Source organism: Cupriavidus sp. LA-1 (assembly GCF_055385985.1).
In genome coordinates this window covers 709216-728721 of sequence record NZ_AP031388.1, presented here as the reverse complement: position 1 = coordinate 728721, position 19506 = coordinate 709216, and the positions used below count along the sequence as shown (strand labels likewise).

18 protein-coding genes are annotated in these 19506 nt (G+C 70.2%); all 18 read left to right on the top strand.

Annotation, left to right across the window (positions count from 1 at the left end):
• Positions 1-94 precede the first annotated feature (94 nt).
• Positions 95-991 (top strand): VOC family protein, encoded by an 897-nt coding sequence (locus ACZ5MJ_RS22400; protein ID WP_464225839.1) that lies wholly within the window; start codon positions 95-97, stop codon positions 989-991.
• 7 nt (positions 992-998) lie between these two features.
• On the top strand, positions 999-1889 hold the full coding sequence (locus tag ACZ5MJ_RS22395) for a CoA transferase subunit A (protein ID WP_464225838.1): 891 nt from the start codon (positions 999-1001) through the stop codon (positions 1887-1889).
• 35 nt (positions 1890-1924) lie between these two features.
• A complete protein-coding gene (locus tag ACZ5MJ_RS22390; protein ID WP_464225836.1) occupies positions 1925-2725 on the top strand; it encodes a CoA-transferase subunit beta in 801 nt (266 codons plus the stop codon).
• Positions 2726-2732: 7 nt separating this feature from the next.
• On the top strand, positions 2733-3623 hold the full coding sequence (locus ACZ5MJ_RS22385; RefSeq protein ID WP_432262072.1) for an enoyl-CoA hydratase: 891 nt from the start codon (positions 2733-2735) through the stop codon (positions 3621-3623).
• Positions 3620-4702: an NAD(P)H-dependent flavin oxidoreductase gene (locus tag ACZ5MJ_RS22380; protein WP_432262073.1), complete on the top strand. Its 1083-nt coding sequence runs from the start codon at positions 3620-3622 to the stop codon at positions 4700-4702. Before ACZ5MJ_RS22385 ends, ACZ5MJ_RS22380 begins: the two co-directional genes overlap by 4 nt.
• Before the next feature lie 19 nt (positions 4703-4721).
• Entirely contained in the window at positions 4722-5513 is a 792-nt protein-coding gene (locus ACZ5MJ_RS22375; RefSeq protein ID WP_464225834.1) for an enoyl-CoA hydratase family protein, read from the top strand.
• Positions 5503-6669 carry an acyl-CoA dehydrogenase family protein gene (locus ACZ5MJ_RS22370; protein ID WP_432262075.1) on the top strand — a complete coding sequence of 389 codons (1167 nt, stop codon included), beginning with the start codon at positions 5503-5505 and terminating at the stop codon, positions 6667-6669. Before ACZ5MJ_RS22375 ends, ACZ5MJ_RS22370 begins: the two co-directional genes overlap by 11 nt.
• Before the next feature lie 20 nt (positions 6670-6689).
• Positions 6690-7757 carry an acyl-CoA dehydrogenase family protein gene (locus ACZ5MJ_RS22365; protein ID WP_432262076.1) on the top strand — a complete coding sequence of 356 codons (1068 nt, stop codon included), beginning with the start codon at positions 6690-6692 and terminating at the stop codon, positions 7755-7757.
• A gap of 20 nt (positions 7758-7777) precedes the next feature.
• The gene (locus tag ACZ5MJ_RS22360) at positions 7778-8929 is read left to right on the top strand and encodes an acetyl-CoA C-acetyltransferase (protein ID WP_432262077.1); all 1152 of its coding nucleotides are present in this window, start codon (positions 7778-7780) and stop codon (positions 8927-8929) included.
• Positions 8930-8939: 10 nt separating this feature from the next.
• The gene (locus ACZ5MJ_RS22355; RefSeq protein WP_432262078.1) at positions 8940-9815 is read left to right on the top strand and encodes an SDR family oxidoreductase; all 876 of its coding nucleotides are present in this window, start codon (positions 8940-8942) and stop codon (positions 9813-9815) included.
• Positions 9816-9826: 11 nt separating this feature from the next.
• Positions 9827-10990: an acyl-CoA dehydrogenase family protein gene (locus ACZ5MJ_RS22350; protein WP_464225833.1), complete on the top strand. Its 1164-nt coding sequence runs from the start codon at positions 9827-9829 to the stop codon at positions 10988-10990.
• Positions 10987-12198: an acyl-CoA dehydrogenase family protein gene (locus tag ACZ5MJ_RS22345; protein ID WP_432262080.1), complete on the top strand. Its 1212-nt coding sequence runs from the start codon at positions 10987-10989 to the stop codon at positions 12196-12198. Before ACZ5MJ_RS22350 ends, ACZ5MJ_RS22345 begins: the two co-directional genes overlap by 4 nt.
• A complete protein-coding gene (locus ACZ5MJ_RS22340) occupies positions 12195-12998 on the top strand; it encodes an SDR family oxidoreductase (protein WP_432262081.1) in 804 nt (267 codons plus the stop codon). Before ACZ5MJ_RS22345 ends, ACZ5MJ_RS22340 begins: the two co-directional genes overlap by 4 nt.
• 40 nt (positions 12999-13038) lie before the next feature.
• Positions 13039-13494, top strand: a complete 456-nt coding sequence (locus ACZ5MJ_RS22335) for a MaoC family dehydratase (RefSeq protein WP_115212628.1) — start codon at positions 13039-13041, stop codon at positions 13492-13494.
• A gap of 13 nt (positions 13495-13507) precedes the next feature.
• Entirely contained in the window at positions 13508-14710 is a 1203-nt protein-coding gene (locus ACZ5MJ_RS22330; RefSeq protein ID WP_432262082.1) for an acetyl-CoA C-acyltransferase, read from the top strand.
• Between the two features lie 71 nt (positions 14711-14781).
• The gene (locus ACZ5MJ_RS22325) at positions 14782-15747 is read left to right on the top strand and encodes a WD40/YVTN/BNR-like repeat-containing protein (RefSeq protein WP_464225832.1); all 966 of its coding nucleotides are present in this window, start codon (positions 14782-14784) and stop codon (positions 15745-15747) included.
• Between the two features lie 38 nt (positions 15748-15785).
• Positions 15786-18236, top strand: coding sequence for an efflux RND transporter permease subunit (locus tag ACZ5MJ_RS22320; protein ID WP_464225831.1), 2451 nt, complete (start codon positions 15786-15788; stop codon positions 18234-18236).
• Positions 18237-18307: 71 nt separating this feature from the next.
• Positions 18308-19501, top strand: coding sequence for an NADH:flavin oxidoreductase (locus tag ACZ5MJ_RS22315; RefSeq protein ID WP_464226573.1), 1194 nt, complete (start codon positions 18308-18310; stop codon positions 19499-19501).
• Positions 19502-19506 lie beyond the last annotated feature (5 nt).

The following is a 19506-nucleotide window of genomic DNA, read 5'->3' as shown; positions in this document are numbered from 1 at the left end:
ACCGGCTAGTCCCACTGGACGATGTGCCGGGCTGCAGCGCACGGAAGAATGGGCTCCATCAGCCAGCAGTGGCAACGAACCTGAGGAGACCGGCATGTTGGATATCCGTGCGCTTGGCTACATCGTGGTCGAGTCCACCGACGTGGGGCAATGGCGGCACTATGCCGAACAGGTGCTGGGCATGGCCTGTTCGGGCGCCCCCGGCGGTGCGCTGTACCTGAAGATGGATGAGCGCGACTACCGCTACCTGGTGGTGCCGGGTGCGCGCGACCGCTACCTGGCGTCGGGCTGGGAGCTGGCCGACGAGCCGGCCTACCGCCACGCGCTCGACACGCTGCGCCGGGCCAACGTGGAGGTCGTGCACGCCAGTGCCGCGGAGCTGACACAGCGCCGCGTGCAGGCCATGGCCTGGTTCGCCGATCCCTCGGGCAACCGCCATGAGATTTCCTGGGGCATGCGCTCGGACTTCCTGCGCTTTGTCTCGGCGGCCGGCGTGCCGCGCTTTATCACCGACCCGATGGGGGCGGGCCATGCCGTGCTGCCCGCGCCGGCCTTCGACCAGACCTATGCCTTCCTGTGCGAGGTGATGGGATTCGGCCTGTCCGACATCTTCCGCGTGCGCTTCACCAACGACCCGGCCGAGCCGGAGAAGCGCATCCACTTCCTGCATTGCGGCAACGGGCGTCACCACAGCCTGGCGATCTTCGAGATGCCGTCGGAAGCCGGCTGCATCCATGTGATGGCCGAGGTTCCCGACATGGCCGAGGTGGGCCGCGCGCTGGACCGCGTGCAGCAGCACGGCGTGAAGCTCTCCGCCACGCTGGGCCAGCACTGCAACGACCGCATGACTTCCTTCTACATGAAGACCCCCGGCGGCTTCGACCTGGAGTTCGGCCACGGCGGCCTGGTGGTGGACTGGAGCCACCACGCGGCCTACGAGGCCACGCGCGTCAGCCTGTGGGGACATGACTTCAGCATCGGATACCGCTAAACACACCATGACCAAGACAATCGACAAGACCATGAGCGCGGCCGACGTGGTCGGCCAGCTCGCCGATGGCATGACCATCGGCATCGGCGGCTGGGGCCCGCGCCGCAAGCCGATGGCGCTGGTGCGCGAGATCCTGCGCTCGCCATTGAAGGACCTGACCGTGGTGGCTTACGGCGGGCCCGAGGTAGGCATGCTGTGCGCCGCCGGCAAGGTGCGCCGGCTGGTGTTCGGCTTCGTCTCGCTCGATGTGATTCCGCTCGAGCCCTATTTCCGCCAGGCGCGCGAGCGCGGCTTGCTGGAGGTGACGGAGCTGGACGAGGGCATGCTGCAGCTGGGCCTGCGTGCGGCGGCTGCGCGGCTGCCGTTCCTGCCGACGCGCGCCGCGCTGGGCACCGACGTGCTGGATCGGAACCCCCAGCTCAAGACGGTGCGATCACCGTATGCCGACGGCGAAGTGCTGGTGGCGATGCCGGCCATCGAACTGGATGCCGCGCTGCTGCACGTGAATGAAAGCGATGTGCTCGGCAACACCCGCATCGACGGGCCCGATCCGTTCTTCGACGAATGGTTCGCGCGCGCCGCGCACCGCTGCTATGTGAGCTGCGAAACGCTGCACCCGCGCCTTGAAGACGAAGACCTGGCGCGCGCGCGCAACAACGCCTTCGAGCGCTCGCTGGTGAGCGGCGTGGTGCACGTGCCCGGCGGTGCCCATCCCACTTCCTGTGCGCCGGCCTACGGCTGGGACCTGCCCGCGCTGAAGGCCTACTGCGCCAGCGCCGAGGCCGACGACGGCTTCCGCGCCTACCGCGACGAGGTGGTGGGCGCGAGCGAAGCGGCCTACCTGGAGCGCGTCGGCGGCCTTGGCCACGTGCATGACCTGCCGCTGCCCGTCCTTTGAACAGCCGTTTGAACCCGCCAACCCAAGGAGCGACCGTGAGCGCCACTTATGAATTCACCCGCGCCGAGCTGATGATTGCCGCCGCCGCCCGCGCATGGCGCGACGATGGCGAGGTGCTGGCCACCGGCATCGGCACCGGCCCGCGCATCGCCGCCGGCCTGGCGCGGCTTGCGCACAACCCAGGCCTGCTGCTGACCGATGGCGAGGCCTACCTGGTGGAAACGCCGGTGCCGCTGGGCCCGCGCGAGCCTGGCTACAAGGTACGCGCCAGCGGCTGGATGGGCTATTCGCGCGTGTTCGACTGCCTCTGGGGCGGCCGGCGCCACGCGCTGGTGATGCCGACGCAGATCGACCGCTTCGGCCAGGCCAATATCTCCTGCCTGGGCGGCACCCATGCGCAGCCCAAGACCCAGCTGCTGGGCGCGCGCGGCTTTCCCGGCAACAGCATCCATCACGCCAATTCCTTCTTCGTGCCGGGGCACAGCACGCGCGCCTTCGTCGCCGGCGAAGTCGACATGGTCTGCAGCGCGGGCTACAACCCGGCCCGCCAGCTCGAAGGCATGCGCAGCTTCGTTGACCTGCGCGTGATCGTCACCGACCTGTGCGTGATGGACTTCGGCGGCGCCGGCCATGCCATCCGCGTGCGCTCCCTGCACCCTGGCGTGAGCCTGGAGCAGGTGCAGGCGGCCACGGGCTTTGCGCTGGCGAACACGCCCGGCGAGGCCTTGCCCGAGACGGCGCCGCCGACGCCGGAAGAACTGCGGCTGATCGCCCAGCTTGATCCGCACAACCTGCGCGCGGCCATCGTGCGCGGCAATCCTTCCGGACGCGTGTGAGGCCGACATGACAACGCCAGCTATCGAAGCCATCAGCCTTGGCCCCAATGCCGAGGTGCTCTACCAGGTCGCGGACGGCATTGCCACCGTGACCATGAACCGGCCGCAGTTCCACAACGCGCAGAACTCAAAGATGACCTACGCGCTGGACGAGGCCTACCGGCGCGCCGCCGCGGACGACGCGGTCAAGGTGATCGTGCTGCGCGGGGCCGGCAAGCATTTCTCGGCCGGGCACGACATCGGCACGCCGGGGCGCGATATCAACGAATCGTTCGAGCGCGCCTCGCTCTGGTATGACCACGTCAACAAGCCCGGCGGCGAGTTCCTCTATGCCCGCGAGCAGGAGGTCTACCTGGGCATGTGCCGCCGCTGGCGCGAGCTGCCCAAGCCGATCATCGCCATGGTGCACGGCGCCTGCATTGCCGGCGGGCTGATGCTGGCCTGGGTGTGCGACCTGATCGTGGCGTCGGACGATGCGTTCTTCGCCGATCCGGTGGTGCGCATGGGCATCCCGGGCGTGGAGTACTTCGCGCATGCCTACGAGCTGAATCCGCGCATCGCCAAGGAATTCCTGTTCCTGGGCGAGCGCATGAGTGCCGAACGCGCCGAGCGCATGGGCATGGTCAACCGCGTGGTGCCGCGCGACGCGCTGGAAGACACCGTCTACGGCATGGCCGCCAAGGTGGCGCAGATGCCGCGGCTGGGCCTGACGCTGACCAAGCAGGCGGTCAACCATGTGGAGGACCTGCAGGGCAAGCGCTCCGCGATGGATGCCGTTTTTGCCTGGCACCACTTCGCCCACGCGCACAACGAGTTGGTCAGCGGTGACAAGCTTGGCGGCTATGACGCGCGCGCCATGGCCGCGTCGCAACGCACCGGCGGCGAGGACCAGGCATGAGCGCCGCGAGCCTGCACACCGTGCTGTGCGACCTGCTGGGCTGCCGCTACCCCATCGTGCAGACGGCGATGGGCTGGGTGGCGGACGCGAAGCTGGTCGCGGCCAGCGGCAATGCCGGGGCCTTCGGCTTCCTCGCCGGCGCGACCATCCCGCCCGGCGAGGTCGAGCGCGAGATCCTGCGCGTAAAGGCCCTCAGCGACCGGCCCTTCGGCATCAACTTCCACATGTTCCAGCCCAACGCGGACGAAGTGATCGAGATGGCGATCCGCCACCGCTTGCGGGCCGTCAGCTACGGGCGCGGTCCCGACGCCAGGATGATCGGCAAGCTCAAGGCGGCCGGCGTGGTCTGCATGCCGACGGTCGGCGCGGCCAAGCACGCGGCCAAGGCCGTGGAACTGGGCGCAGACGTGGTCACGGTGCAGGGCGGCGAGGGCGGCGGCCATACCGGCGGCACGCCGACCACGCTGCTGCTGCCGCAGGTGCTGGACAGCGTCAGCGTGCCGGTGGTGGCGGCGGGCGGCTTCTACGACGGCCGCGGGCTGGCCGCGGCACTGGCCTACGGCGCGGCCGGCGTGGCCATGGGCACGCGCTTCCTGATGTCGGCCGAATCGCCGGTGCCGGCGCCAACGCTGGAGCGCTACGTCAAGGTGCGCGACCCGGCGCAGATCCGCGTGTCGCTGGCCATTGACGGCCTGCCGCAGCGAATGATCGATAACGACCTGCTGCTGGCGCTGGAGAAGGCCGGTCCGCTGCGGCGCACCTGGCTGGCGCTGGCGGCCGCGCGCAAATGGCAGGCACGTACCGGCATGCGCAGCGCGCAAATGCTGGCCACCGCCTGGCGCGCGATGCGCGAGCAGGACTACAGCGCCGCCCAGACCCTGATGGCCGCCAACGCGCCGGTGCTGATCCAGCGCGCGATGGTGGAGGGGTGCCCCGATGACGGCGTGCTGCCCAGTGGGCAGGCGGCCGCCGCGATCGGCGCCATCGAATCGTGCGAGCAGATCGTGGCCGGCATGGCCGCCCAGGCGCAGGCGCGGCTTGTGGCGCTGGCTGGCGCCGGACTGGCTGCCGCGGCCTGACCCACAGACAGAGGAAACCATGCAAATGAACCACAAGACCGCGCCGTTCCGCATCGACATCGCCGACGGCATCGCCGAGCTGGTGATCGACCATCCGCCCGTCAACGCGCTCGACAACGCCGGCTGGCATGCGCTGGCCGCGGCCATCGACCAATTGGGCACCGACGCCGCGGTGCGCGTGATCGTGCTGCGCGGCGAAGGCCGCGGCTTCTGCGCCGGCGTCGATATCAAGGAGCTGGCCGCGCACCCGCAGCGCATCGTCGATGTCAACGCCGGCAACTACGCCACCTTCCGCGCCGTGCACCGCAATCCCAAGCCGGTCATCGTGGCCGTGCACGGCTTCGTGCTGGGCGGCGGCATCGGCATCTGCGGCGCCGCCGACATCATCGTGGCGGCCGATTGCGCGCGCTTTGGCGTGCCCGAGATCGACCGCGGCGCCATGGGCGGCGGCGCGCACCTGCAGCGCATGTTCGGCGTGCAGAAGGTCAGGGCGATGTACTTCACCGGCGAGATGATCGATGCCGCCGAGGCATACCGCCTGGGCGCGGTCGAGCGCGTGGTGCCGCGCGCCGGCTTGCGCGACGCCGCCATGGCGCTGGCCCGCCAGATCGCCGCCAAGAGCCCGGCCATGCTGCAGCTGGCCAAGGAGGCGCTCAACGGCGTGGAAGACGGCAACCTCGAGGACAAGTACCGCTGGGAGCAGGGCTTCACGCTGCAGGCCTATATGAGCGCCGATTCCGGCGAGGCGCGCGCGGCCTTTGTCGAAGGCCGCGAAGCCCGCTTTGCACCAGGGGCGCGCGATGCAGCTTGAATACACCAGCGCCCAGCGCGCCTTCCGCGCCGAAGTGCGCGACTGGATGGCCGCACACGTGCCGCGCACGCCGCTGGCGAGCTTTGACACCGAGGAAGGCTTTGCCCAGCACCGCGCCTGGGAAGCCACGCTCAACCAGGGCCGCTGGAGCATGGTCACGTGGCCGGCCGAACTGGGCGGGCGCGGCTGCGACCTGATCGAGTGGCTGATCTTCGAGGAAGAGTACTGGCGTGCCGGCGCGCCCATGCGCGTCAACCAGAACGGCATCTTCCTGCTCGGGCCCACGCTGATGGAGTTCGGCACCGAGGCGCAGAAGGCGCGCTTCCTGCCGCGCATGGCCTCGGGCGAGCATATCTGGGCGCAGGGCTGGTCCGAGCCGAATGCAGGCTCCGACATGGCCGCGATCCGCTGCAGCGCGATCCGCCAGGGCGACGACTATGTCATCAACGGCCAGAAGATATGGTCGACGCGGGCGGTGTGGGCGGACTGGCTGTTTGGCCTGTTCCGCACCGACCCGGCCTCGACGCGCCACCATGGGCTGACCTTTGTCCTGGTGCCGCTGGACACGCCCGGCATCACCGTGCGCCCGATCCGCCAGCTCAACGGCCAGACCGGCTTTGCCGAGATCTTCTTCGACGACGTGTGCGTGCCGGTGGAAAACCGCCTGGCCGCCGAGGGCGCAGGCTGGCAGGTGGCCATGGCCACCGCCGGTTTCGAGCGCGGCCTGATGCTGCGCTCGCCGGCACGCTTCCAGGAAACCGCCCGCGCCCTGGTCAGGCTGTACCAGGCCAACCGCGAGGCGGCGGACCGCGACCCCTCGCTGCGCGAGGCGGTGCTGCGTGCCTGGATGGACGCCGAGGCCTACACGCTGTCCACCTACGCCACCGCGAGCCGCCTGGTGCGCGGCGGCCATATCGGCGCGGAGTCGAGCACGAACAAGGTGTTCTGGTCCGAGCTGGACATCCATATGCACGATACCGCGCTGGCCATCCTCGGCCAGGCCGCTGAAGTCGCGCCCGCCGGCCAGCCGCCGGGTTCGCTCGGCCACTGGCTCGACGGCTTCCTGTTCTCGCAGGCCGGGCCGATCTATGCCGGCACCAACGAGATCCAGCGCAACATCGTCGCCGAGCGCCTGCTCGGCATGCCGCGCGCATGACGGCCCCCGGGGAAAACACCATGGATTTCACATTGACCGAAGAGCAGGAGCAGTTCGCCGAGGCGATCCGGCGCTTCCTGATGACCGAGATGACGCCCGAGCTGACGCGCGAGCTGTGGGCCACCGAGTCCGGCCGCTCCGACGCGCTCTGGCGCCAGCTTGCCGACCAGGGGCTGACTGCCGTCACGGTGCCGCAAGAGCAGGGCGGACTGGGGCTGGGCGAGGTCGAATGGGCGCCGCTGGCGCAGGCCTGCGGCTACTTTGCGCTGCCCGAGCCCCTGCTCGACACCGCATTGGTCGCGGCGGGGCTGCTGCGCGACGCGCTTGCGGCGGCGCCGAACGTCTCGGTGCGCGAGCGCTGCGCAGCGCTGCTGGAGCGCATCGCCGCCGGCGATGCCCGCGTGGCGGTGGCGCATCCGCAGGAGCGGCTGGTGGCCGACGCCCATGTCGCCGATGCCATCCTGTGCGCGCATGAAGGCGCCGTGCACCTGCTGCGGCCGGACCAGGCCGCGCTGACGGCGCGCACCGGGCTCGATCCCTCGCGCCGCCTGTTCGAACTGGCATGGACGCCGGCTGCGGATACCGAGCTGATCGCTGCAGGCAGCGGCCTGTGGGACAGCGCGCTGAACCGTGGCGCACTCGGCGTGGCCGCGCAGCAGCTGGGCCTGACCCAGCGCATGCTGGACCTGGCGATCGACTACAGCGCGCAGCGCAAGCAGTTCGGCAAGGCCATCGGTGCCTACCAGGCGGTCAAGCACCTGCTGGCGGACGTGGCGATCCAGCTTGAATTCGCCCGGCCGGTGCTGCTGCGCGCGGCCGCCGCGCTGGCGCATGGCCTGCCCGATGCTGGCCTGCATGTGTCGCACGCCCGCGTGGCCGCCGCGCGCTGCGCGTGGAGCGCGGCGCGCCAGGCCATCCAGGTGCATGGCGCCATGGGCTACACCTGGGAGCTGGACCTGCAGATCTTCACCAAGCGCGCCTGGGCCCTGGCCGGAAGCTGGGGCGACCGGGCCTTCCACAAGGCGCGCCTAGGCACGCACATCCTGGACGGCGCGCATGACATCGGCGCCGGCGCCACTTTCGCCTGAATCCAAAGAGACCAATTTCCATGAAAGACGCCTATATCGTTGATGCCCTGCGCACGCCCACCGGGCGCCGCAAGGGTGGACTGTCGCACATCCATGGCGCCGACCTGGGCGGCTTCGTGCTGGCCGAGCTGGTGCGCCGCAACGGCATTCCCGCCGAGGACTATGACGACGTGGTGTTCGGCTGCGTCGACACCATCGGCCCGCTGGCCGGCAATATCGCGCGCAGCGCATGGCTGGCGGCTGGCCTGCCGCTGACGGTGCCGGGCGTGACCGTGGACCGCCAGTGCGGCTCCTCGCAGCAGGCCGTGCACTTCGCCGCGCAGGCGGTGATGAGCGGCACGCAGGATGTGGTGATCGCCGGCGGCGTGCAGACCATGACGCAGATCCCGATCTCGTCGGCCATGCTGGCGGGGCAGGCGCTGGGGTTTGCCGACCCGTTCTCGGGCAGCAAGGGCTGGCAGGCGCGCTTTGGCGATGCGCCGGTGTCGCAGTTCCATGCCGCGCAGCGCATCGCGGATCACTGGAAGCTGTCACGCGAGGCCATGGAGGCCTATGCGCTGGCCAGCCACCAGCGCGCCGCGGCGGCAAGGGAAGACGGCCGCTTCGCGCGGGAAATCGTGCCCTGCGAAGGCGTTGTCCATGACGAGACGCCGCGCCCCGACACCACGCTGGCCAGGATGGCCGCGCTGGAGCCGCTGATGCCCGGCAGTGCGCTGACTGCCGCGGTGTCCAGCCAGACCGCCGATGCCGCCGCCGCGCTGCTGATTGTTTCCGAGGATGCGCTCAAGCGCTATCAGCTCACGCCGCGTGCGCGCATCGCACACATGAGCGTGCTGGGCGATGACCCGCTGTGGATGCTGACCGCGCCGATCCCGGCCACCAGGCGCGCGCTGGAGCGCAGCGGCCTGCGCCTGGCCGATATCGACGTGGTCGAGATCAATGAAGCGTTCGCCTCGGTGGCGATGGCATGGCTGGCCGAGACCGGATACGCGCCGGAGCGCACCAACCCCAACGGCGGCGCCATCGCCCTGGGCCACCCGCTGGGTGCCACCGGCGCGCGCCTGATGACCACGCTGCTGCACGAACTGGAACGCACCGGCGGCCGCTACGGCCTGCAGACCATGTGCGAAGGCGGTGGCCTGGCCAACGTCACCATCATTGAACGCCTGTAAGGAGAGCGCCATGGGAATCTGCGACGCACGCACCGTCATCATCACCGGCGCCGGCGGCGGGCTGGGCCGCGCCTATGCGCTGGCCTTCGCCGCCGAGGGCGCCAACGTGGTCGTCAACGACATCCGGCGCGAGGCGGCCGAAGCCGTCTGCGCGGAGATCCGCGCGGCCGGCGGCAGTGCGCTGGCCAGCGACGACGACATCACGCAACTGGCTACCGCGCAGCGCATCGTCGATGCCGCGGTCGCGGCCTTCGGCGAGGTGCACGTGCTGGTCAACAATGCCGGCATCTGCCGCGACCGCATGTTCGTCAGCCTGACCGAAGCGGACTGGGACGACGTCATGCGCGTGCACCTGCGTGGCCACTTCTGCCTGGCCAACCTGCTGGCGCGGCGCTGGCGCGACGCCGCCAAGGCCGGCCGCGCCGTCGACGCACGCATCATCAACACCAGCTCCGGCGCGGGCCTGCAGGGTTCGGTCGGGCAGTCCAACTACGCCGCCGCCAAGGCCGGCATTGCCGCGCTCACGCTGGTGCAGGCCGCGGAACTGGGCCGCTACGGCATTACCGCCAATGCGCTGGCGCCGGCGGCGCGCACCGGCATGACCGAAGACGTGTTCGCCGACATGATGCGGGCGCCGGCCGGCGGCTTCGACTACTACGACCCGGCCAACGTCGCGCCGCTGGTGGTGTGGCTGGGCAGCGCCGCCTCCGCGCAGGTCAACGGGCGCATGTTTGAAGCGGCCGGCGGCATGGTGTCGCTGGCCGACGGCTGGCGCACCGGGCCGAAGGCCGACAAGGGCGCGCGCTGGCAGCCGGCCGAAGTGGGCGCCGCGGTGGCCGGACTGCTGGCACAGGCCCAGCCGCCCCAGCCGGTCTACGGCAGCTGAGCGCGACTGCCATGGACTTCTCCCTTAGCGTCGAACAGCAGATGATCCGCGACAGCGCGCGCGACTACCTCGCCACGCACAGCGATTCGGCGGCGGTGCGGCGCGTGACCGAGGCGGGTCCCGCGCACGATGAAGCGCTGTGGCGCGCGGTCGCGGGCGAACTCGGCTGGTGCGGCATCGCGCTGCCTGAAGCCGTCGGCGGTGCCGGACTGGGCGCGCCCGGGTTGGTGCTGCTGCAGGAGCAACTGGGCCAGCGCCTGGCCTGCGTGCCGTTCTGGTCCGCCATGTGCGTGGCCGCGCCGTGGCTGCAGGCCAGCCTGGGCCCGCGCGGCAGCACGCAGTGGCTGGAACGGCTGGCCTGTGGCGAGGCCCGCGCCGCCGCGGTGCTGCCGGACGACGGTGGCTGGCAGTACGACGGCGTCGCGATCGGCGCGCAGGCAGGCGCGGATGGCTTCGTGCTGCACGGCTGCGCCGCCCAGGTGGCCGATGCCGTCGGCGCCGACTGGCTGCTGCTGCCGGCCCGGCTCGATGACGGCGTGCCGGCGCTGTTCCTGCTGGAACCGGCGGCACTGGCGCAGGACGCCCGCTTCCGGCTCGAGCCGCTCGATACGCTCGACCGCACGCGGCCGCTGGCCGCGCTGCGGCTGGACCGGCTGCCCGTGCCCGCCAGTGCCTGCCTGGCGCGCGCGGACGCCGCGGCGCTGGGCCTGGCCCAGGCCTGGTGGCACGGCAAGCTGATGCTGGCGGCCGAGCAGCTTGGCGCGGCCCAGCAATGCCTGGACCTGACCGTTGCCTATGCGTCGGAACGGATCCAGTTCGGGCGCGCCATCGCCTCGTTCCAGGCGGTCAAGCACCGCTGCGCGCAGATGATGGTGCTGGTCGAGGCGGCGCGCTCGGCAGTGTATGGCGCGGCGCAGGCGTGGGAATCGGGCGAGGTCACGGAAGTGACCGGCATCCGCGTCGACATCGCCGCCGCGGCCGTGGCCGCGGACGACGCGCTGCGCTTCTGCGCGCAGGAGGCCATCCAGCTGCACGGCGGTGTCGGCTTCACCTGGGAGTATGACCCCCAGCTCTATTTCAAGCGCGCGCAGGCCGCCAGCCACTGGCTGGGCGGTGCCGGCGCGGCGCTGGCGTATCTCGCGGCAAACGGCCCCCACGCCTGGAGGACAGCATGACAGCGAATCAAGAGGCGGCATTCCGCGCCGAAGTCGCACAGTGGATGGACGCCAACCTGGCCGGCGAATTCGCCTGCCTGAAGCACCGCGGCGGTCCCGGCGACGAAGAGGCCTATCCCGAACTGCGCAAGGCGTGGGAGCGCCGGCTGGCCGAAGGCGGCTGGACCGGCCTGGGCTGGCCGCGCGCGCATGGCGGGCGCGAGCTGCCGGTCATGCAGCAGGTGATCTTCCATGAGGAATATGCGCGGGCCGGCGGCCCGGGCCGCATGGGCCATATCGGCGAAGGGCTGATCGGCCCGACCCTGATCGCCTTCGGCACCGAGGACCAGAAGGCACGCCTGCTGCCCGGCATTCTCCATGGCACCACGTTCTGGTGCCAGGGGTACTCGGAGCCCGGCGCGGGCTCGGACCTGGCCAATGTGCGCACGCGGGCGCAGCGCGATGCGGCCAGCGGCGACTGGCTGGTGAGCGGCCAGAAGGTGTGGACCTCGCTTGCGCACGATTCGGACTGGATCTTCGTGCTGGCGCGCTGCGAGCCCGGCTCGCGCGGCAGCAAGGGCCTGATCTTCCTGATGCTGCCGCTGGACCAGCCCGGCGTCGAGATCCGCCCGATCCGGCAGATGGGCGGCGGCGCCGAATTCAACGAGGTGTTCTTCGACGGCGCGCGTGCCGCCGCTGCCGACGTGCTGGGCGCGCCCGGCGATGGCTGGCGCATCGCCATGGCGCTGCTGGGCTTCGAGCGCGGCATCTCCACGCTGGGCCAGCAGATGCAGTTCACGCATGAGCTGGAATGGGTGGCGCAGGCCGCGCGCGACAACGGCAGCAGCCGCGACGCGCTGGTGCGCCAGCGCATTGCGCGGGCCTGGGCCGGCCTGCGCGTGATGCGCGCCAACGCGCTGCGCATGCTGGCGGGGGCCGCACAGGCGGGCCAGGACGGCGGTACCGCGCTGCAGCGCGAGGCCCTGATCTACAAGTACTACTGGTCCAACTGGCACCGCGACCTGGGGCAACTGGCGCTGGACGTGCTGGGCCCGCTGGCCAATGTGCTGGATGCCGGCGAGACGGGCGATGTGCGCCGCACGCGGCTACAGCAGATGGCATTGTTCTCGCGCGCCGACACCATCTACGCAGGCACCAACGAAATCCAGCTCAACATCATCGCCGAGCGCGGCCTCGGCATGCCGCGCCAAGCTCGAGGAACGTCATGACCCTGAATACCGAAATCCCCAGCGCCCCGGCCTATGTGCCGGGCCATCAACTGCTCGCCGGCAAGAGCGTGCTCATCACCGCCGCGGCCGGCGTCGGCATTGGCTTTGCGGCGGCGCGCCGCTGTGCGGAGGAGGGCTGCCGCGCGCTGATGATCTCCGACATCCACCAGAAGCGGCTGGACGAAGCCGTCGAGCGCCTGCGTGCGGAAACCGGCCTGCAGGCGGTCTACGGCCAGCTTTGCGATGTGTCGGATGAAGCGCAGGTGCGCGCACTTGTCGCCGCCGCCGAAGAAGCACTTGGCGGCACCGACGTGCTGATCAACAACGCCGGCCTGGGCGGCTCGCGCCGCCTAGTTGATATGGACGATGCCGAGTGGTCGCGCGTGATCGATATTTCCCTCACCGGGACCTTCCGCATGACGCGCGCGATGTTGCCGCACATGCAGGCGCGCCGGCGCGGCGCCATCGTCAACAACGCCTCGGTGCTGGGCTGGCGTGCGCAGAAGGAGCAGTCGCACTACGCCGCGGCCAAGGCCGGCGTGATGGCGCTGACGCGCTGCAGCGCGATGGAGGCCGCCGAGTTTGGCGTGCGCATCAATGCGGTGGCTCCCAGCATCGCGCTGCACGACTTCCTGAAGAAGTCGGCGCCGGCCGACCTGCTGCGCCAGCTCAGCGAGCGCGAAGCCTTCGGGCGCGCGGCCGAGGTGTGGGAGGTGGCCAATGTGATGGTGTTCCTGGCCAGCGACTATGCCTCGTACATGACGGGCGAAGTGCTGCCGGTGAGCAGCCAGCGGGCTTGAAGAGAAACAGTTGGAACCGGGAACAACGCAGGAACCAGACATGCCAAGAATCTTCCGTTCCGCCGAAGACATCCACGCCGCCGTCGGCCAGCGCCTTGGCGAAAGCGCCTGGACCCGCATCACCCAGGAGCAGGTCAACCAGTTCGCCAACGCCACCGGCGACCACCAGTGGCTGCACGTGGACCCGGAGCGCGCCGCGCAGGGCCCGTATGGCGCCTGCATCGCGCATGGCTACCTGACGCTGGCGCTGGTCAACCAGTTCCTGCCGGAGCTGGTCACGGTCGAGGGCATGAAATGGGGCGTCAACTACGGCTGCGACAAGGTGCGCTTCCCGGCGCCGGTGCGCGTAGGGGCGCGCGTGCGCGGCGTGGGTGAGCTGGTGCGGGCCGAGACCTTGCAGGGCGGCGTGCAGTCGGTGGTGCGCATGACCGTGGAAATCGAAGGCGGGGACAAGCCCGCCTGCGTGGCCGAGACCATCAGCCGCTATTACTTCTGAACAGGAATCCAGCATGAAAGAAGCAGTCATTGTCGCCGTCGCGCGCACTCCGATCGGCAAGGCCTTCCGCGGGGCCTTCAACGACACCGAGTCCCCCGTGCTGGGCGGCCATGTGGTGCGCAGCGTGGTCGAGCGCGCCGGCGTGGATCCGGCCGAGGTGGACGATGTGCTGATCGGCGCGGCTGCGCAGCAGGGCACCCAGGGCTACAACCTGGGCCGCCTGTGCGCGGTCGCTGCCGGCCTGCCGGACAGCGTGCCCGGCATGACCATGGACCGCATGTGCGGCTCGGGCCTGATGACGATCGCGGCGGGCGCCCGCGCCATCCAGTGCGGTGAGGCCGACATCATCGTGGCCGGCGGCGTGGAGTCGATCTCGCTGACGCAGAACAAGCACAAGAACAGCTACCGCGCCCAGTCAGAGGCGGTGCTGGCGCACCAGCCGGCGGCCTACATGGCGATGATCGAGACCGCCGAGGTGGTGGCGCGCCGCTACGGCATCAGCCGCGCCGAGCAGGACGCCTACGCCTGGCGCAGCCAGCAGCGCACCGCCGAGGCGCAGCGCCGCGGCGCCTTCGATGACGAGATCGTGCCGCTGGAAACGCGCCGCGCGCTGTTCGACAAGGCGGGTGCGCTGACCGGGCATGAGACCGTGCGGCTTGCGCACGACGAGTGCAACCGCCCCGACACCACCGCCAGCAGCCTGGAGGCCCTCAAGCCGGTCTGGAGCGGCGGGCAGGCGGTGGCCGCCGGCGAGCACATCACCGCGGGCAATGCCTCGCAGCTGTCGGACGGCGCCGCCGCGGTGCTGCTGATGAGCGCCGATGAGGCCCGCCGCCGCGGCCTGCGCCCGCTGGGCCGCTACCGCGGCATGGCGGTGGCGGGCTGCGCGCCGGACGAGATGGGGATCGGCCCGGTGTTCGCGGTGCCGAAGCTGCTGGCGCGCCATGGCATGACCGTGGCCGATGTAGGCCTGTGGGAGCTGAACGAGGCCTTCGCCTGCCAGGTGCTGTACTGCCAGCAGAAGCTGGGGATTCCGGATACGCGGCTGAACGTCAACGGCGGCGCGATCTCGATCGGCCATCCGTTCGGCATGTCGGGTGCGCGCATGACCGCGCATGCGCTGATCGAAGGCCGGCGCCGCGGCGTGCAGCAGGCCGTGGTGACCATGTGCATCGGCGGCGGCATGGGTGCCGCCGCGCTGTTCGACGTTCTGTAATCACAAGCAGCCCCTGCAGGAACCGGCCCGTAACGAGGCTGCCTGCCATCACTCCAACCGGAGGAGACATCATGAAACGACTGATCGGCGTCGCCATGTCGCTGGCCGTGCTGGCCACCGCGGTATGGGCTTTCGCGCCGCGCCCGCTGCCGCCGTTCGCGGCCACGACGCTGCACCCGGATGGCCTGCAGGTCAACGGCATTGCGCGCGCCGGCGAGCGCCTGGTGGCAGTCGGCGAGCGCGGCCAGATCCTGCTCAGCGATGACCAGGGCCGCAGCTGGCGCACGGCTGCCGTGGACCAGCCGCAAGGTGTCACGCTGACCCAGGTGGCCTTTGCCGACGGCCACCACGGCATGGCGGTCGGCCACGGCGGCTGGATCCTGCGCACTGAAGACGGCGGCACGCACTGGCAGCAGGCGGCCTTCGACGCGAGCTCGTCCGATCCGCTGCTGGGCGCCTGGGCACAGGCCGGCGGGCCGTGGTTCGCGGTTGGCAGCTTTGGCCGCTTCCTGGTCTCGCGCGATCAGGGCAGGCACTGGGAAGACGCGGCTGACAAGTCCATGCAGGACCGCCACCTCAACGGCATTGCCGGCGATGCGCAGGGACGCCTGATGCTGGTGGGCGAAGCCGGCCTGGTGCTGCGCTCGCCCGATGGCGGCGGCCGCTGGGAGGCGATGAAGTCTCCGTACGAGGGATCTCTCTATGGCGTGCTGCCGCTGCGCGACGGCGCCTGGCTGGCCTTCGGCATGCGCGGCAACGCCTTGCGCAGCGAGGACTTCGGCGCCACCTGGCAGGCCGCCGACACTGGCCGCAAGACCTCGTTCTTCGGCGGCGCCGAGCTGCCCGATGGCCGCATCGTGCTGGCCGGGCAGGGCGGCACGCTGGTGATGTCCGCCGATGGCGGGCGCCACTTCGCGGCATTGCCCGCCGGCAGCCCGCAGACGCTGGCCGCGCTGGCCCCTGCCGGCAAGGACACGCTGGCGCTGGGCGGCAATGGCGGCCTCGCGGCCGCCACGCTCGCTGCCAACACCCGCTGAACCTGCCTGACCCTGGCTTACCGAATGCGAGAACGATCATGAACCGCCCCCATTCTTCCGGCCGCCTGGGCCGCTTTGTCGATGCCTGCGCCAGCGTGCTGATGCAGCGGCGCCGGCTGCTGCTGGTGCTGTGCCTGGCCGTGACCGTGGCGCTGGGCGTCTCGGCCACGCGGCTGCGGCTCGATCCCGGCTTCAACAAGATGATCCCGCTGCAGCACCCGTACATGCAGGTGTTCACCAAGTACGCAAGCACCTTCTCCGGGGCCAATACCGTGCTGGTGAGCCTGCGCTGGAAGGGCGACGGCGACATCTACAACGCGCCGTTCATGGACAAGCTGCGCCGCGCCACCGATGAAGTCTTCTTCATCCCCGGCGTGGACCGTTCGCGCGTCTTCTCGCTGTTCACGCCCAATGTGCGCTACACCGAGGTGACCGAGGCGGGCTTTCGCGGCGACGTGGTAGTGCCGGGACGCTTCTCCGCGACGCCGGCCGAGCTCGACAAGGTGCGGCGCAACGTGGCGCGCTCCGGCCAGATCGGCCGCCTGGTCAGCAATGACCTCAGGTCCGCGCTGATCCGCGCGGAGCTGCGCGAGACCGACCCGGCCACCGGCAAGACCATCGACTACGGCTCGGTCGCGCGCCAGCTGGAGAAGATTCGCGGCGAGTTCAGCGGCACCGATGTTGAAGTCAATATCGTCGGCTTTGCCAAGCTGGTCGGCGATGTCGAAGCGGGCATCTCTGGCGTGATGGGCTTCTTCGCGCTGGCCTTCGCCGTGACCGCGCTGCTGCTGTGGCTGTACACGCGCTCGCTGCGCATCACGCTGCTGTCGCTGGTGGTGGCGCTGCTGCCCGTGGCCTGGCTGCTGGGCCTGCTGCCGCTGCTGGGCTACGGCATCGACCCGATGTCGATCCTGGTGCCGTTCCTGATCTTCTCGATCGGGGTCTCGCACGCGGTGCAGATGACCAATGCCTGGAAGCAGGAGGTGGTGCAGGGGCACAGCGCGCTGGACAGCGCCAGCGCGGCCTTCCGCAAGCTGTTCATTCCCGGCACGGTCGCGCTGCTGACCAACGCGCTGGGGTTCATGGTCATCATGCGGATCCAGATCGACATCGTGCGCGAGCTTGGCATCACGGCCTGCCTGGGCGTGCTGCTGATGATCGTGACCAACAAGGTGTTCCTGCCGATCCTGCTGTCGTACACGCGGCTGGAGCCCTCGGCGCTGGCGTCGGCGCAGGCCCGGCGCGCGCAAGGAACCGGCGGGCTGTGGCAGAAGTTCGGCGCACTGGCGCGCCCGGGTCCGGCGCTCGGGGTGTTCATGGCAGCGCTGGCGCTGCTGGCGGCCGGCGCCATCGAATCGCGCGGCCTGAAGATCGGCGATGTCGGCAGCGGCGCGCCTGAGCTGCGCGCGGATTCGCGCTATAACCGCGACAGCGCCAGCGTGGTGAGCCAGTACAACATCGGCTCGGATGCGCTTACCGTCGTGGTGGAACCCACGGGCTTCGATGACGGCTGCCTGCACTACCCGGTGATGAGTGCGGTGGAACGCTTCGAGATGCATATGCGCGGCGTGTCCGGCGTGCAGTCGGTGGTGAGCGTGTCGTCGCTGGCCAAGGTGGTGATCGGCGCCTACAACGAGGGCAACCCGCGCTGGGAGGCGCTGCCGCGCAGCAGCGAGGGCCTGAGCCAGGGCGCCAAGGCGTTCGACCCGGACAACGGCATGAATACCTCGAACTGCCAGGCCATCCAGGTGCTGATCTACACGGCCAACCACGAGGGCGCGACCATTGCCCACATCATCCGCGAGATCCGCCGCTTCACCGCCGCCGACAAGACGCCCAACGTGGCGTTCCGCCTGGCGGGGGGCAATATCGGCGTGATGGCGGCGACCAATGAGGCGGTGGAGGAGGCCGAGGTGACGATGCTGCTGTCGATCTTCGGCGCGATCACGCTGCTGTGCCTGCTGACGTTCCGCTCCTGGCGCGCGGTGCTGTGCATCATCGTGCCGCTGACGCTGGTGTCTGTGCTGTGCAATGCGCTGATGGCGCGCCTTGGCATCGGGCTGAAGGTGTCGACACTGCCGGTCATCACGCTTGGCGTGGGCGTTGGCGTGGACTACGGCATCTACCTGTACGAGCGCATCCAGCACCAGATCCGCGAGGAAGGGCAGGCCTTGCCGCAGGCCTTTGCCGAGGCCATGCGCCAGCGCGGCTCGGCGGCACTGTTCACGGCGCTGACGATGTGCATCGGCGTGGGCACCTGGGCCTTTGCCGCGCTCAAGTTCCAGGCCGACATGGGGATCCTGCTGGCCTTCATGTTCCTGGTGAACCTGTTCGGCGCGGTATCGCTGCTGCCGGCGCTGGCGGCGTGGCTGGGGGTGGAGGAAGAAGAGCGCGGGCGCGTGGCCGCCGGTGGTGCGGGTGGCGCAGGCAGCGCCGCGCGCGGCGAGACGGTGCCGCCGGCGCGCGCGTTGAAATCCGAAGTGGTGTAAGGCTGATGGCCCGGAGAGACAGCATGCACAATAGCCAGGCCTCCGCGGCGGCGGCATTCACACCGGTCCGCATCGGCCCGCTCACGCTGCGCAACCGCGTGATCAAGGCCGGCGCGAACGAGGGCATGACGCCGCAGGGCCTGCCGACGCAAGCGCTGGTCAGGCACCACCGCGAGCTTGCCGCGGGCGGGGTGGGCATGACCACGGTGGCTTATGCGGCGGTGGCTGACGACGGCCTGACCTTCTCGCACCAGCTCAGCATGCGCCCGGAACAGGTGGCGCCCCTGCGCGTGCTGACCGATGCCGTGCATCGCGAAGGCGCGGCGGCCTGCCTGCAGATCACCCATGCGGGCTCGTTCACCACCATGCGCCACGGCGGCAGCCGCGCGCCGGGCAGTGCTTCGTCGGGGCTCAATGCCTTCGGCATGCTGCATGGCATCTATTTCCAGCGCGCCATGCGCGAGGCGGACATGGCGCGCGTGGCCGGCCAGTTTGCCGCGGCGGCGCGGCTGGCGCGCGAAGCCGGCTTCGATGCGGTGGAAATCCACATGGGGCACGGCTACCTGCTCAACCAGTTCCTGTCGCCGCTGAGCAACCGGCGGCGCGATGCGTTCGGCGGCAGCGTGGAGAACCGCACCCGCTTTCCGGCCGCGGTGCTGCGCCAGGTGAAGGACGCGGTCGGTGCCGACCTGGCGGTCTGCTGCAAGCTGAGCGTCAGCGATGGCGTCCCGGGCGGCAACGAACCTGCGGATTCCGCCATGACCGCACGCATCCTGGAAGCGGAAGGGGCCGACCTGCTGACCCTCAGCGGCGGGCGCAATGTGGAAAGCCCGTGGGCGCTGTTCGGCAGCCCCATGCCCACGGCGCAGATGAAGGCCGCCGCGCCGACCGCGGTGGCCCGCTTCGGCATCACCATGCTGGAAAAACGCACGCCGCGCGAGCTGGCCTTTCGCGAGCTGTACTTCCTGGAGGCGTCGCGCGTGGTGCGGCGGGCGGTGCGCATGCCGCTGGCCTATATCGGCGGTGTCAAATCGATCGGCAACGTCGCCCAGCTGATGGAAGAGGGCTTCGACTGCGTCGCGCTGGCACGCGCGCTGATCCACGATCCCGCGCTGGTTGCCAACTGGCGCAGCGGCGCGGTGGCGCGTTCGGCCTGCGACAGCTGCAATGGCTGCGTGGCCAGGATCTACGACCCGGCCGGTGTCAGTTGCGTGCATGGCCCGGGCAATGATCCGGCGCTGACGCAAATTGCCGCGCTGCAGTAGTCCGA

Coding starts and splice junctions, on each gene's coding strand:
- ACZ5MJ_RS22400 (WP_464225839.1), top strand. CDS start 95: ATGTTGGATATCCGTGCGCTTGGCTACATCGTGGTCGAGTCCACCGAC.
- ACZ5MJ_RS22395 (WP_464225838.1), top strand. CDS start 999: ATGACCAAGACAATCGACAAGACCATGAGCGCGGCCGACGTGGTCGGC.
- ACZ5MJ_RS22385 (WP_432262072.1), top strand. CDS start 2,733: ATGACAACGCCAGCTATCGAAGCCATCAGCCTTGGCCCCAATGCCGAG.
- ACZ5MJ_RS22380 (WP_432262073.1), top strand. CDS start 3,620: ATGAGCGCCGCGAGCCTGCACACCGTGCTGTGCGACCTGCTGGGCTGC.
- ACZ5MJ_RS22375 (WP_464225834.1), top strand. CDS start 4,722: ATGCAAATGAACCACAAGACCGCGCCGTTCCGCATCGACATCGCCGAC.
- ACZ5MJ_RS22370 (WP_432262075.1), top strand. CDS start 5,503: ATGCAGCTTGAATACACCAGCGCCCAGCGCGCCTTCCGCGCCGAAGTG.
- ACZ5MJ_RS22365 (WP_432262076.1), top strand. CDS start 6,690: ATGGATTTCACATTGACCGAAGAGCAGGAGCAGTTCGCCGAGGCGATC.
- ACZ5MJ_RS22360 (WP_432262077.1), top strand. CDS start 7,778: ATGAAAGACGCCTATATCGTTGATGCCCTGCGCACGCCCACCGGGCGC.
- ACZ5MJ_RS22355 (WP_432262078.1), top strand. CDS start 8,940: ATGGGAATCTGCGACGCACGCACCGTCATCATCACCGGCGCCGGCGGC.
- ACZ5MJ_RS22350 (WP_464225833.1), top strand. CDS start 9,827: ATGGACTTCTCCCTTAGCGTCGAACAGCAGATGATCCGCGACAGCGCG.
- ACZ5MJ_RS22345 (WP_432262080.1), top strand. CDS start 10,987: ATGACAGCGAATCAAGAGGCGGCATTCCGCGCCGAAGTCGCACAGTGG.
- ACZ5MJ_RS22340 (WP_432262081.1), top strand. CDS start 12,195: ATGACCCTGAATACCGAAATCCCCAGCGCCCCGGCCTATGTGCCGGGC.
- ACZ5MJ_RS22335 (WP_115212628.1), top strand. CDS start 13,039: ATGCCAAGAATCTTCCGTTCCGCCGAAGACATCCACGCCGCCGTCGGC.
- ACZ5MJ_RS22330 (WP_432262082.1), top strand. CDS start 13,508: ATGAAAGAAGCAGTCATTGTCGCCGTCGCGCGCACTCCGATCGGCAAG.
- ACZ5MJ_RS22325 (WP_464225832.1), top strand. CDS start 14,782: ATGAAACGACTGATCGGCGTCGCCATGTCGCTGGCCGTGCTGGCCACC.
- ACZ5MJ_RS22320 (WP_464225831.1), top strand. CDS start 15,786: ATGAACCGCCCCCATTCTTCCGGCCGCCTGGGCCGCTTTGTCGATGCC.